Source organism: uncultured Sphingomonas sp., from assembly GCF_964237155.1.
GTDB lineage: Bacteria > Pseudomonadota > Alphaproteobacteria > Sphingomonadales > Sphingomonadaceae > Sphingomonas.
Map to the genome: position 1 here is coordinate 1 of NZ_CAXSHH010000069.1, position 11,858 is coordinate 11,858.

Genomic DNA, 11,858 nt, shown 5'->3' on the forward strand with positions numbered 1-11,858 from the left:
TATTCCTTGGACACCGCGACGAAGCGGTCCGACGGCAGCTCGCCCGTCGCCATCATCGCCGACAACTCGTCGCGCCGCGCCTCGATCTGCCGGATGCGGTCGGGGGAGATTAGCGCCACGTGTGCACCTTCCCCTCCACGTCACCCCGGGCTTGACCCGGGGTCCCGCTGCCTTGCCCCGCCAAGAAGAAGCGGGACCCCGGCTCAAGGCCGGGGTGACGAAGGTGGGTCAAAGCACCGCCTCCGCAATATCCGCCGCGCTCACGTTTCGCTGCTCACCACTCGCAAAGGTCTTCAGCGTCACGCCTCCCAGAACGATCGTCGGACCGACAAGCACCGCGTGCGACGAACCTGCCGCATCAGCACGCTGCATCCTCTTCTTGGCATTGCCACGAAGGTCGAAGTGGGTCGCGAGGCCTTGCCGACGAAGGTTGGCGGCAAGCATGGTCGCATGCGGCTCGAATTGCGGCTCAAGCGGGATCACTGCCACGGTTGGCCGTTCAGCCTCCGGCTCCGCCACCAGCATCGCCAGCCGCTCCACCCCGGCCGCCCAGCCGACGCCCGGCGTCTCCGGCCCGCCGAGCCAGCCGATCAGCCCGTCATAGCGCCCGCCCGCGAGCACCGTCCCCTGCGCGCCCAGCCGGTCGGTCGTGAACTCGAACGCGGTGTGGCGGTAGTAATCGAGCCCGCGCACCAGCCGGGCGTCGCGCGTCCACGCCACCCCCGCCGCATCGAGCCCCGCCGTCACCGCGTCGAAGAACCCCCGCGCCTCCGCCGTCAGATACGCGTCGATGTCGGGCGCGGTCGCCGCGATCGCCCGGTCGCCTTCGTCCTTGGAGTCGAGGATGCGCAGCGGGTTCTTGCCCAACCGGTCCAATGACTCCTTCGACAGCGCCTCCCGATGCGCCTCGAAATGCGCCACCAGCGCCGCCCGCCAAGCGTCGCGCGTCTCCGCGTCGCCCAGCGTGTTGAGCCGGAGCGTCACGCCCTCGATGCCCAACTCGCGCAGCAGCTGGTCCGCCATCACCAGCAATTCGACGTCGGCGGCGGGCTCGGCCGCGCCGATCACTTCCGCGTCGATCTGGTGGAACTGCCGGAACCGACCCTTTTGCGGCCGCTCGTACCGGAACACCGGGCCGGAGGTCGCGAGCTTCATCGGCGCGTGCTGCCGCCACCCGTTGGTCAGGAACGCCCGCGCGATCCCGGCCGTGAATTCGGGTCGCAGCGTGATCGAGTCCCCGCCGCGATCCTCGAACGTGTACATCTCCTTTGACACCACGTCGGTCGTCTCGCCGATCGACCGCGCGAACACCTCCGTCGCCTCGAACACGGGCACCTCCACCCGCCCGAAGCAGTACAACCGCCGCACCCGCTCGAACGAGTCGATGACGTGCGTGAACCGCCGCTGCTCGTCGCCGAAGATGTCCTGGGTGCCACGGACGCGGTTGGGGGTCGGGATGCGGGTCATGTAGCGCCGGGCATCTAGGCGAGCGGGGCCGATCGCGCTAGCATCCGCGTCATGGCCACGACCGACGTATCGAAGCTCGTCGGGCGGCGGATCGCGCCGGGGCCCTACCTGATCTTCGCGGCGCTGTTCGCGCTCGGCACCGCCGCGCTGACCCCGCTGCTCGGGCTCGGTCACGGCGCGATGACCGCGTTCGACGCGGCGACCCTCGTCTTCCTGGCCATGCTGGCGCGCCTGCTCGGCCATGACGCCGAGGGGATCCGCGCGGCCGCGCGCGACAACGACGCGAACCGGGCCGCGCTGCTCGTCCTCACCGGGCTCGTCACGTTGGTCGTGCTGGTCGCGGTCGCGGGCGCTTTCCGGGGAGGACTGGACGGAGTGGAGAAACTGCTGGTGGTCGCGACGCTCGCGCTTGCCTGGCTTTTCTCCAACAGCGTCTACGCACTTCACTATGCTCACCTGTTCTACGCGACCGTCGACGGCGGCGACGCGGGCGGCCTCGTCTTTCCCGGCGACACGGAGCCGCTCTATTGGGAGTTCGTCTATTTCGGCTTCACGCTCGGCATGACGTTCCAGACGTCGGACGTCGAGATCACCGGCCGGACGATGCGGCGGGTGGTGACCGGGCACTGCCTGGCCGCCTTCGTCTTCAACCTCGGGGTGATCGCGTTCACGATCAACGTCATCGGGGCAACGTGATCGGGGCAACGTGATCGGCGCGAATCGAGCCGCTGGACGCGCCGTGTTTCGCCCGCCTACATAACGGGTCACATAATCGTCCAGCGGAGCATCGCCTTGATCCGATCCTTTCCCGTCATGACCCTGCTCGCGTCCATCTCCGCGTCCGCTTCGGCGCAGGTCCCGCAAGGCAACTCCGCGCCGCAGCCCGTGCCGTTCGTCGACACGATCCCCGCTCCGCGCGACGTGCCCTATCCGGGCGTCATCACGCTCGACATCGACGCGACCGACACCGAGCGCGGCATCTTTCGGGTAAAGGAAACGATCCCCGTCGCCGGCCCCGGCCGCATGGCGCTGCTCTACCCCAAGTTCCTGCCCGGCACCCATGCCGCGCGCGGGGAGATCGAGAAGCTGACGGGGCTCAAGATCACCGCGGGCGGACGCCCGATCCCTTGGACGCGCGACCCGGTCGACGTGTTCGCCTTCCATATCGACGTTCCGGAAGGCGCGCGGCGGCTCGACCTCGAATTCCAGTTCGCCTCCGCCACCAAGTCCGACCAGGGCCGCATCGTCGTCACCCCGACGATGATCAGCCTCCAGCCCAATTCGATGAGCCTCTACCCGGCGGGCCATTATACCCGCCGGATCCCGGTCAAGATGACGGTCAAGTATCCAACCGGCTGGACCGCCGTGTCCGCGATCCCGGCGCGCAGCAGCGCCGGAACCTACAGTTACGACCAGGTGAATTACGAGACGCTGGTCGACTCGCCCGTCCTGGCGGGCCGGTACTATAAGGAATGGGCACTCTCCCCGCGCGTCGACCTGAACGTCTTCGCCGACAACCCCGCCGAGCTCGCCGCGAGACCTGAGCATATCGACGCGCACCGCCGACTGGTCGACCAGTCGGTCAAGACCTTCGGCGCGCAGCATTACGATCGGTACGAATTCCTCCTCTCGATCACCGACCAGCTGGGCGGTATCGGGCTGGAGCATCACCGCTCGTCCGAGAACGGCGTCAATCCCGGATACTTCATCGATTGGGAGAACAGCGTCACCCGCCGCAACCTCCTGCCCCATGAGTTCAGCCATAGCTGGGACGGCAAGTTTCGCCGCGGCGCGGACCAGTGGGCGCCCGACTACCGCACCCCCACGCGCGGCTCGCTGCTGTGGGTATATGAGGGCCAGACGCAGTTCTGGGGCTATGTGCTCCAGGCCCGCAGCGGCATCGTGTCCAAGCAGGACACGCTCGACGCCTACGCGCTGATCGCCGCCAACCTCCAGAACGCGCGCGGGCGCGAATGGCGGCCGATGGTCGACACCACCAACGATCCCGTCATCTCCGCGCGTCGTCCCAAGGGCTGGGCCAGCTGGCAGCGGTCGGAGGACTATTACAACGAGGGCCTGCTCATCTGGATGGAGGTCGACGCGATGCTCCGCCGCCAGTCGGGCGGGCGGCGCTCGATCGACGACTTCGCCCGCGCCTTCTACGGGATGCGCGACGGCGACTGGGGCGAGCTTACCTATGATTTCGACGACGTGGCCCAGACCCTGAACGGCATCCAGCCCTATGACTGGGCCGGGTTCCTTCGTCGCCGCATCACCGAGACGGGCCAGCCCGCCCCGATCGGCGGCTTCGCGATGAACGGCTACCGCCTCGTCTATACCGCCGAGCCGACGAGCATCTTCGGCAAGACGGAGCGCGCGGGCAGCATCGTCAACCTCAGCTATTCGATTGGCCTGATCGTCAACAAGGACGCGGAGGTGACCGCCTCGATTTGGGACTCGCCCGCCTTCAAGGCCGGGATCGACATCGGTGCGACGATCCAGGCGGTGAACGGCCAGACCTATTCCGCCGACCGGCTCAAGGCGGCGGTGACGACGGCCAAGGGAACGCGCGATCCGATCCGGCTGTTGATCAAGTCGGCCGACCGCGTCCGCGAGGTGGCGGTCGACTATCATGACGGCCCCCGCTACCCGCGCCTTGAAAAGGTCGGGAGCGGTGAGAACGGTCTGGACCGGCTGCTCGCGCCGCGTTGACGACAAAAAGAAGGGGAATAACTTGCGTATCGACCTGATCCCGGTGGGCAAGAGCCCGCCCGACGACCTGAACGTCATCATCGAGGTGCCGACCGGCGGCGAACCCGTGAAGTACGAGTTCGACAAGGCGTCGGGCGCGCTGTTCGTCGACCGCATCCTCCACACGCCGATGCGCTACCCGGCCAATTACGGCTTCGTGCCGCACACGCTCTCGCCCGACGGCGATCCGCTCGACGCGCTGGTCGTCGCCCGCTCGCCCTTCATCCCCGGCTGCGTCGTCCGCGCCCGCCCCATCGCCGTCCTGAACCTGGAGGACGAGGCGGGCGGCGACGAGAAGCTCGTCTGCGTCCCCGTCGACTCGACCTTCCCCTACTACTCGAACGTCAACGAGCGCGGCGACATGCCCGAGATCGTGTTCGAGCAGATCGAGCATTTCTTCACCCATTATAAGGATCTGGAGAAGATGAAGTGGGTCCGCGTCGGCACCTGGGGCGGCCGCGACGAGGCTCGCCGCATCACGCTGGAGGCGATCGCCCGTTACGACGAGGCCAAGGCGCGGGGCGAGGAACCGCATAACGCGCCTGAGATCGCCGGCCGTTAACTCGTCCGCTTGGGCCGGGGGCCCCGCACCCCGGCCTCGATCGCCAGCGCCGCCCAGCGTCGCAGCTCCTCGGCGTCATCATGAATCTCGTCCGGGGCATGTCGGTAGTTCATGCTCCCCGTCCGCCCCTCGCTCAGCCCCGCGTCGACCGGCATCAGCCCCGTCCCGCCAGCCGCGCGAGCGCGCCGCCGCTCACCCGCTGCACCGTCCATTCCGTCATCCCGACCGCCCCCAGCGCGCGGTAGAAGCGAATCGCGTCCGCGTTCCAATCGAGCACCGACCACTCGAACCGCGCGCAGCCCCGATCGACCGCGATCCCAGCCAGATGCCCGAGCAGGGCCCGCCCGACACCTCGCCCACGCGCGGCGGGCGATACGTACAGATCCTCCAGATACAGCCCACGCCGCCCCGTCCAGGTCGAGAAACTGTGGAAGAACAACGCGAAGCCGACCGGCTCGCCGTCCACCTCCGCGATCACCGCCTCCGCGGCGGGCGCGGGCCCGAACAGCGCCGTCGTCAGATCCGCTTCGCCCGCCGTCACCGCATCCGGCTCGCGCTCGAACAGCGCCAGTTCGCGCACGAAGCGAAGCACCAGCGCCTCGTCGCCCGGCGCGGCGGCCCGGACGGCGATCAAGCGGCGGCTTCCGGCACCGGACCCGCCGACCGTCGCACCGCGACCAGGCAGCCGAGCACGATAAGCGCCGTCCCCCCGACCGTGAACGCCGTGACCACTTCCCCGAACGCCGCCCAGCCGAACAAAGCCGCCCAGGCGAAGGCGGTGTACTCGACAGGCGCCAGCACCTGCGCCTCGGCATGCGAGTATGCCCAGGCGAACCCGATCGACGACACCGTCCCCAGCACCGCCGCCGCCAGCACCAGCGGCGCCTGCGCGATCGAGGGCACTCCCGCCAGCCACGGCGCGGCGGGGAGCAGCATGCCCCCCATCACCAACCCCGTGAACAACGTCACCTCGATCGGGTCCGCCGCCTGCGCCTGCTGGCGAAGGAAGATCAGGCTGACCGCATAGAAGATCGATGCTACGAACACCGCCAACGCCCCCAGCACGCTGTCGGTCGACGCGCCCGCCTCGACCTCGCCCAGCGCGATCACCAGCACCCCCGCCGACGCGACCAGCGACCCACACACCGCCGCGCGCCGCAACGTCTCGCCCAGCATCCCCGCCGCCAGGAACAACGCGATCAGCGGCGCGAGGAATGTCAGCGCCACCCCCTTCGCCATCGGGATACGCGCCAGTCCCCAGAAAAAGAACAGCACCGACACGCCCGCCGTCGCCCCACGCAGCAGATGCAGCCGGAGCGCCGCCCGCCCCGGCCACCGCCCGCTGCGGGCCAGGAATATAGGCCCCGAGATTATCACCCCCGCCGCCGACCGCCACAACACCGCAGAATACGCGTCCGACTCGATCGACAGCGCCTTCATGAACACGTCCATGGCCGCGAACGTGCCCACCGCCGCGCAGGCGACCGCGAAGGCGAGGGCGGTGGGGACGGGCTTCATCGAAGCGGACCCTAGCAATCCGAACGAGGTGGGTCACGTACCGCGGCCGTCCGGCAGCGCGTGGATCGGTATTCGGGTCAGCGCCGTTCGCGGATTAATCGCACCTCGACCCCAATGTTCAATTTCGCCCAATCATGATCGGCGGTTAGGACCGGCAGGTCGCTGAATTGCGCTTGGACGAGGCAGGCGCGATCGCCGAAACCCAGGCCCAGGTGTTTCGTCAAAGGACGAAGCTTGGCGGCGGCGATCGCGTGACCGTCACGAAATGCGCGCACCCTAAACAGGTACGTGTCGAGGATGGCGAGAACGGCTTCCGGTTCGGCACCGCTCTCGGCGGCCCTCGCAAGCACCTCTCCTATACTGATGATGGATACTTGCGCACCCACCATGTGCGGTTTGACGAGCTCGGCTCCACGTTCTTCTAGTAGAACGGCAAGGATCGCCGACGTGTCGAGGACGACCATCACTCGTCGAACGCCTCCGCACGACGCTCTCGGACGAAATCGTCTACCGTGAATGGGCGCTTTATCAGCGCCTGGAAGGCGTTTTGCCCTTCGCGGACTACGTCGGCATAAGTCCTGACGACGATGTCGCGCCCTTGATCTTCAAAGGTGAGATGATCGCCGGGCTTGAGGCCAATCTGCTGAGCAAGCGATGCCGGAAGGGTCACTTCTCCGTTCTCCTGCACTCGCCCGAAATGCTTCACCTCATCACCCTTTCTTCTGTCGATCGAATTTTACGCCGCCGCCAGCGCCCGTGCCGCGTCATCGCGCTCGATCTCCGCCGCCTTGGCCTCGACAAGCGCGACGATGTGGTCGACCATGCCTTGGTCCTGGACATGGTGGTCGGTCACCCCCGACAGATACACCATGTGCTTGCCGTTGCCGCCACCCGTCACGCCGATGTCGGTCTCCCGCGCCTCGCCCGGGCCGTTGACGACGCAGCCCAGCACCGACAGCGACAACGGCGTGCGGATATGCTGCAACCGCTCCTCCAGCGTCTGCACGGTGCGGATCACGTCGAAGCCCTGGCGCGCGCAGCTCGGGCACGACACCACCCGTACGCCCCGATTGCGGATGCCGAGCGATTTCAGCATCTCGAACCCGACGCGCACCTCCTCCTCGGGCTCCGCCGACAGACTGACGCGGATCGTGTCGCCGATCCCCGCCCACAACAGCGTCCCCATCCCGATCGCCGACTTGACCGTTCCGCCGACGAAGCCGCCCGCCTCCGTGATCCCCAGATGCAGCGGGCAGTCGACCACCTCGGCCAACTGCTGATACGCCGCGACCGCGAGGAACAGGTCCGACGCCTTCACCGCCACCTTGAACTCGTGGAAATCGTGGTCCTGGAGCAGCTTGATGTGGTCCAGCGCCGACTCGACCAGCGCTTCGGGACAAGGCTCGCCGTATTTCTCCAGCAGGTGTCGCTCCAGCGAGCCGCCGTTCACCCCGATGCGGATCGCGCAGCCGTTCGCCTTGGCGGCGCGCACCACCTCCGCCACCCGCTCCGACGAGCCGATATTGCCCGGGTTGATCCGCAGGCACGCCGCCCCCGCGTCCGCCGCCTCCAGCGCGCGCTTATAGTGGAAATGGATGTCCGCGACGATCGGCACCCTTGCAGCCCGCACGATCTGCCCCAGCGCGGCGGTCGACTCGACGTCGGGGCACGACACGCGGATGATGTCCGCCCCCGCCTCCTCGCAGCGCCGGATCTGGTTCAGCGTCGCGACCGGATCGCTGGTCGGCGTGTTGGTCATCGTCTGCACGGTGACGGGCGCGTCGCCCCCGACGGGGACGTCGCCGACCATGATCCGGCGACTGGGACGGCGGACGATGTCGCGCCAAGGACGAATGGACATGGGTGGCGCATATACCCTAGCGCCGCCCGCTTCACACCCCTTCCCGGACTTGGCGCAGCATGACGACGACCGACGACCAATGGACTCTCCTCATCCACGGCGGAGCGGGAGTGATCGAGCGCACGTCGATGACGCCGGGGCGCGAGGTTTCGACCCGTGCCGCGCTTGCCGCCGCGCTGGAGGCGGGCGCGACGGTGCTCCGCGCGGGCGGCGCGGCCCTCGATGCCGTCGAGGTGGCGGTATGCGCGCTGGAGGACGATCCCCACTTCAACGCCGGCCACGGCGCGGCGTTGACCCACGACGGCCAAGTCGCGCTCGACGCCGCGATCATGGAGGGCACCGGCAGAGGCGCGGGCGCGGTATGCGGCGTGTCGCGCACCCGCCACCCGGTCAGCCTCGCCCGCGCGGTGATGGAGCACAGCCCCCATGTCTTCCTGGCCGCCCCCGGCGCGGACGCCTTCGCGCTCGCCCAGGAGCTCGAACAGGCCGACCCCGACTGGTTCATCACCCCCGAACGCCGCGCCAACCTCGCCGAGCTCCTCGCCCGCGACCCCGACGAGTATGATGCGGAGATGAAGTACGGCACCGTCGGCGCGGTCGCCCGCGACCGGCACGGCCGCCTCGCTGCCGCCACTTCGACCGGCGGGGTCACGGGCAAGCGCTGGGACCGGATCGGCGACACGCCCGTCATCGGCGCGGGCACCTGGGCCGACGACCGCGCGGGCGCGGTGTCCTGCACGGGGTCGGGCGAGCAGTTCCTCCGCGCGAACGCCGCCGGGGCGATCGCCGCGCGGATGCGGCTTGCGGGCGAGGATCCCGCCACGGCGGCGGCGGCGGTGCTGGCGGAGGTGACCGAGCTCGGCGGCACCGGCGGCGCGATCGTCGTCGCCCCCGACGGCGAGGGAGCCTGGGCCTTCACCACCCCCGGCATGTACCGCGCCCGCGTCTCGTCCGGCACCGATTCGGAGGTCGCGCTATACCGCGACTGACGCACTCGCTACGGGCGCGGTTCATGAGGCTCCTCCCCGTTCTGCTCGCCGCGATGCTGCTCGTGCTCCCCGGCCCCGCCGCCGCCTACGGCGTGCTCGGGCACGAGACGATCGCCGCCATCGCGCTCCGCAATACCGATCCGCGCACCGCCGCCCAGGTCCGCGCGCTCCTGGCCCGCGCCCCGCTTCTCGAGACCCCGACCTGCGCCGCCGCCACGCCCGCCGCCGCGAGCGTCTGGCCCGACTGCATCCGCAACCTCGCCGGCCGGTTCAGCTACACCAACCCCTGGCACTATCAGAACGTCGACATCTGCCGTCCGTTCGATCTGAAATCAGCCTGCCGCGACGGTAACTGCGTCTCCGCCCAGATCGACCGCCAGGTGAAGCTGCTCCAGGACCGCACCGTCCCCCGCCGCGAAAAGGTGGCAGCGCTCGCCTTCCTGATCCACTTCGTCGGCGACCTCCATATGCCACTTCATGCGGGCGATCGGGGAGACCGCGGCGGCAATGACGTCAAGGCGGCGTACGGCATCTACGCGCCCGAATGGCTCAACCTCCACGCCATCTGGGACACGCCGCTTGCCGACCGCGCGGTCACCACCCCACCCGCGCTGACCCGCGCCTACTCCCCCGCCGAGCGCACCGCATTCGCGGCCGGTACCACCGAGGACTGGAGCCGCGAGGCCTGGACCGTCAGCCGCGACACCGCCTACCGCCTCGCGCTCGGCGACCCCTGCGGCCCCAAGCCCACCACGCGCGTCCGGCTCGACGAGGCATCGATCCAAGCCGCGATCGAACCCCAACGCCTTCAGGTCACCCGCGCGGGCCTACGCCTCGCCCGCCTGCTCGACGAGGCGTTCGACCCCGCCCGCGCCTTCACGCCCGAGCCGCGCCGGCGGTGATCGGGTTCACGCGAAGGCGCAAAGGCGCGAAGGGAAGGAGGATGGTTCACACGGAGGCGCGGAGGCGCGGAGAAGAAGGACGGAGAGCCGCACCCCGCCGCGCCAGCGGCCTTCGACACCCTACATCGGGGCAATCCTGCCGCTGACGCGGCGAAGAAACGACCCTCGCCTTATTTCCCTCCGCGTATCCGCGCCTCCGCGTGAACCACCTTACTTCTTCGCGCCTTAGCGCCTTCGCGTGAACCAACCTTCCTCACGCCGCCCCAGCGACTACCGGCTCAGCACGACCGTCACCGCCCGCCGGTTCTGCGCATAGCTCTGGTCGTCCGACGACACCGCCAACGGTCGCTCCTTGCCGTAGCTGATGGTCGTCATCCGCTCCGTCGAGACGCCCCGCGCCGCCAGGTAGTTCTTCGCCGCGTTCGCGCGCCGGTCGCCGAGCGCGAGGTTGTATTCGCGCGTGCCCCGCTCGTCAGCGTGCCCCTCGATCGTCACGCGGACATTCGGAAAACGCGCCAGCCAATCGACTTGGGCATCGAGCACCCCGCGCGCGGTCGCGTCGATGTCGTACTGGTCGAGCGCGAACAGCACCGTGTTCGACCCCACCGACCGCTGGAAATCCGCGTCCGAACCGGGCACGACCGCCCCGCCGGCCCCGCCCGCGTTCGGATCGGTCGCGCCCTCGCCCGTCCCGCCCGATCCGACGGGTGCTGGCGGCAAAACCTCCGGCCGCTTCTTGGAACAGGCGCCGAGCGTCAGCAGCGCGGTCGCGACGATCAGCGTCAGGGTCTTCGTCATATCGTGATTCCTCCGTGAACTGGCCCCGTTCGGTACGCGCCCCCGCGTCCCCTATGGCCGAAGCGGCCCCCAGGCCGGGTCCGATCCGTCGAGCGGCGTCGGGATGCGCCGCTCGTTGACCCCCGTCAAATCGACCATCCACAGGTCGGCCTTGCCTTCGGACCCTCGGCCCGATCGGTGGAACGTGATGACCCGCCCGTTGGGCGACCAGCTCGGCCCCTCATCGTGCCAATCGTCGGTCAGCAGCTTCTCGCCACCGCCGCTCGGCGTCATGGTGCCGATCCGGAACCCGCCCGAGATGCGCGTGAACGCGATCAGGTCGCCGCGCGGGCTCCATACCGGCGTGGCGTAGCGCCCGCCGCCGAAGCTGATCCGCTGCTGGTTCGACCCGTCCGCGCCCATCACGTATAGCTGCTGTCCCCCCGACCGGTCGCTCTCGAACACGATCCGCGACCCGTCGGGCGAATAGCTTCCGCCCGTGTCGATGCCGGGCGCGTTGGTCAGCCGTTGCGGCGTCCCTCCCTGCGCGGATACGCGGTAGATGTCGGTGTTGCCGTTCTGCGCCATCGAGAACAGGATCGATCGGCCGTCGGGCGAGAAACGCGGCGCGAACGCCAAATTGGGCGTCGTCAGCACCCGCCGCTGCCGCCCCGCCCCGATGTCGTAGACATAGATGGTGGGCTGGTCGCCGACATAGCTCATATAGACGATCGACTGCTGGTTCGGGGAGAAGCGCGGGGTCAGGATGATCGAGCTGCTGTTGATCAGCACGCGGTGGTTGGCCCCGTCCTGGTCCATGATCGCCAGCCGCTTGATCCGCCGACCCTTCGGCCCGGTCTCCGAGACATAGACGACCCGACTGTCGAAATACGCCCCCTCGCCCGTCAGCCGCGCATAGACGGTGTCCGCGCATTTATGCCCCGCGCGCCGCCAGTCGGACGGCGGCACCACGAAGCCCTGCCGCGCCAGCTCGGCGCGCGAGGACACGTCGTACAGGTAGCAGCCGACCG

The 11,858-nt window shown here is 68.9% G+C and carries 14 protein-coding genes and 1 pseudogene; 5 read left to right on the forward strand and 10 right to left on the reverse strand.

Going from position 1 to position 11,858, the window contains the following annotated elements; genetic code table 11:
* Both ACFE71_RS12600 and hisS read right to left on the reverse strand, forming a co-directional pair.
* Window positions 1-119: pseudogene (locus tag ACFE71_RS12600) on the reverse strand (peptide chain release factor 1); the annotation flags it as partial.
* 109 nt (window positions 120-228) lie between these two features.
* Window positions 229-1,467 carry a histidine--tRNA ligase gene (gene hisS / locus ACFE71_RS12605; RefSeq protein WP_375429139.1) on the reverse strand — a complete coding sequence of 413 codons (1,239 nt, stop codon included), beginning with the start codon at window positions 1,465-1,467 and terminating at the stop codon, window positions 229-231.
* 51 nt (window positions 1,468-1,518) lie between these two features.
* Between hisS and ACFE71_RS12610 the strand changes: the two genes are divergently transcribed.
* From ACFE71_RS12610 to ppa, 3 genes are all read left to right on the forward strand, one after another.
* Entirely contained in the window at window positions 1,519-2,163 is a 645-nt protein-coding gene (locus tag ACFE71_RS12610) for a DUF1345 domain-containing protein (RefSeq protein ID WP_375429140.1), read from the forward strand.
* Window positions 2,164-2,259: 96 nt separating this feature from the next.
* The gene (locus ACFE71_RS12615; protein WP_375429141.1) at window positions 2,260-4,179 is read left to right on the forward strand and encodes a M61 family metallopeptidase; all 1,920 of its coding nucleotides are present in this window, start codon (window positions 2,260-2,262) and stop codon (window positions 4,177-4,179) included.
* A gap of 22 nt (window positions 4,180-4,201) precedes the next feature.
* Window positions 4,202-4,780 carry an inorganic diphosphatase gene (ppa, locus tag ACFE71_RS12620; RefSeq protein WP_375429142.1) on the forward strand — a complete coding sequence of 193 codons (579 nt, stop codon included), beginning with the start codon at window positions 4,202-4,204 and terminating at the stop codon, window positions 4,778-4,780.
* Here ppa and ACFE71_RS12625 read toward each other — a convergent pair.
* The 6 genes from ACFE71_RS12625 to ispG form a co-directional block, all read right to left on the reverse strand.
* A complete protein-coding gene (locus ACFE71_RS12625; RefSeq protein ID WP_375429143.1) occupies window positions 4,777-4,935 on the reverse strand; it encodes a hypothetical protein in 159 nt (52 codons plus the stop codon). The two genes, ppa and ACFE71_RS12625, sit on opposite strands and share 4 nt — an antisense overlap.
* On the reverse strand, window positions 4,935-5,414 hold the full coding sequence (locus ACFE71_RS12630) for a GNAT family N-acetyltransferase (protein WP_375429144.1): 480 nt from the start codon (window positions 5,412-5,414) through the stop codon (window positions 4,935-4,937). The genes ACFE71_RS12625 and ACFE71_RS12630 overlap by 1 nt, the downstream gene beginning before the upstream one ends.
* The gene (locus ACFE71_RS12635) at window positions 5,411-6,298 is read right to left on the reverse strand and encodes a DMT family transporter (RefSeq protein WP_375429145.1); all 888 of its coding nucleotides are present in this window, start codon (window positions 6,296-6,298) and stop codon (window positions 5,411-5,413) included. The genes ACFE71_RS12630 and ACFE71_RS12635 overlap by 4 nt, the downstream gene beginning before the upstream one ends.
* Before the next feature lie 77 nt (window positions 6,299-6,375).
* Window positions 6,376-6,762 (reverse strand): type II toxin-antitoxin system VapC family toxin, encoded by a 387-nt coding sequence (locus ACFE71_RS12640; protein ID WP_375429152.1) that lies wholly within the window; start codon window positions 6,760-6,762, stop codon window positions 6,376-6,378.
* Window positions 6,762-7,004: an AbrB/MazE/SpoVT family DNA-binding domain-containing protein gene (locus ACFE71_RS12645; RefSeq protein WP_375429146.1), complete on the reverse strand. Its 243-nt coding sequence runs from the start codon at window positions 7,002-7,004 to the stop codon at window positions 6,762-6,764. Before ACFE71_RS12645 ends, ACFE71_RS12640 begins: the two co-directional genes overlap by 1 nt.
* A gap of 30 nt (window positions 7,005-7,034) precedes the next feature.
* A complete protein-coding gene (gene ispG, locus ACFE71_RS12650; RefSeq protein ID WP_375429147.1) occupies window positions 7,035-8,159 on the reverse strand; it encodes a flavodoxin-dependent (E)-4-hydroxy-3-methylbut-2-enyl-diphosphate synthase in 1,125 nt (374 codons plus the stop codon).
* A gap of 59 nt (window positions 8,160-8,218) precedes the next feature.
* Here ispG and ACFE71_RS12655 point away from each other — a divergent pair, with 59 nt between their 5' ends.
* Complete coding sequence (locus tag ACFE71_RS12655; RefSeq protein ID WP_375429148.1) at window positions 8,219-9,148, forward strand: isoaspartyl peptidase/L-asparaginase family protein; 930 nt, start codon at window positions 8,219-8,221, stop codon at window positions 9,146-9,148.
* Window positions 9,149-9,171: 23 nt separating this feature from the next.
* Window positions 9,172-10,050 (forward strand): S1/P1 nuclease, encoded by an 879-nt coding sequence (locus ACFE71_RS12660; RefSeq protein WP_375429149.1) that lies wholly within the window; start codon window positions 9,172-9,174, stop codon window positions 10,048-10,050.
* A 270-nt stretch (window positions 10,051-10,320) separates the two neighbouring features.
* On the opposite strand, the gene pal is transcribed toward ACFE71_RS12660, so the two are convergent.
* Both pal and tolB read right to left on the reverse strand, forming a co-directional pair.
* Complete coding sequence (pal, locus tag ACFE71_RS12665) at window positions 10,321-10,848, reverse strand: peptidoglycan-associated lipoprotein Pal (RefSeq protein ID WP_375429150.1); 528 nt, start codon at window positions 10,846-10,848, stop codon at window positions 10,321-10,323.
* 51 nt (window positions 10,849-10,899) lie between these two features.
* Window positions 10,900-11,858: Tol-Pal system beta propeller repeat protein TolB (gene tolB, locus ACFE71_RS12670; protein ID WP_375429151.1), on the reverse strand; the 959-nt coding region annotated here is incomplete at its 5' end.

What these genes read in the sequence shown, in the direction of transcription:
- hisS (WP_375429139.1), bottom strand. Translation starts at nt 1,467, where the DNA reads ATGACCCGCATCCCGACCCCCAACCGCGTCCGTGGCACCCAGGACATC.
- ACFE71_RS12610 (WP_375429140.1), top strand. Translation starts at nt 1,519, where the DNA reads ATGGCCACGACCGACGTATCGAAGCTCGTCGGGCGGCGGATCGCGCCG.
- ACFE71_RS12625 (WP_375429143.1), bottom strand. Translation starts at nt 4,935, where the DNA reads ATGCCGGTCGACGCGGGGCTGAGCGAGGGGCGGACGGGGAGCATGAAC.
- ACFE71_RS12635 (WP_375429145.1), bottom strand. Translation starts at nt 6,298, where the DNA reads ATGAAGCCCGTCCCCACCGCCCTCGCCTTCGCGGTCGCCTGCGCGGCG.
- ACFE71_RS12640 (WP_375429152.1), bottom strand. Translation starts at nt 6,762, where the DNA reads ATGGTCGTCCTCGACACGTCGGCGATCCTTGCCGTTCTACTAGAAGAA.
- ispG (WP_375429147.1), bottom strand. Translation starts at nt 8,159, where the DNA reads ATGTCCATTCGTCCTTGGCGCGACATCGTCCGCCGTCCCAGTCGCCGG.
- ACFE71_RS12655 (WP_375429148.1), top strand. Translation starts at nt 8,219, where the DNA reads ATGACGACGACCGACGACCAATGGACTCTCCTCATCCACGGCGGAGCG.
- ACFE71_RS12660 (WP_375429149.1), top strand. Translation starts at nt 9,172, where the DNA reads ATGAGGCTCCTCCCCGTTCTGCTCGCCGCGATGCTGCTCGTGCTCCCC.
- pal (WP_375429150.1), bottom strand. Translation starts at nt 10,848, where the DNA reads ATGACGAAGACCCTGACGCTGATCGTCGCGACCGCGCTGCTGACGCTC.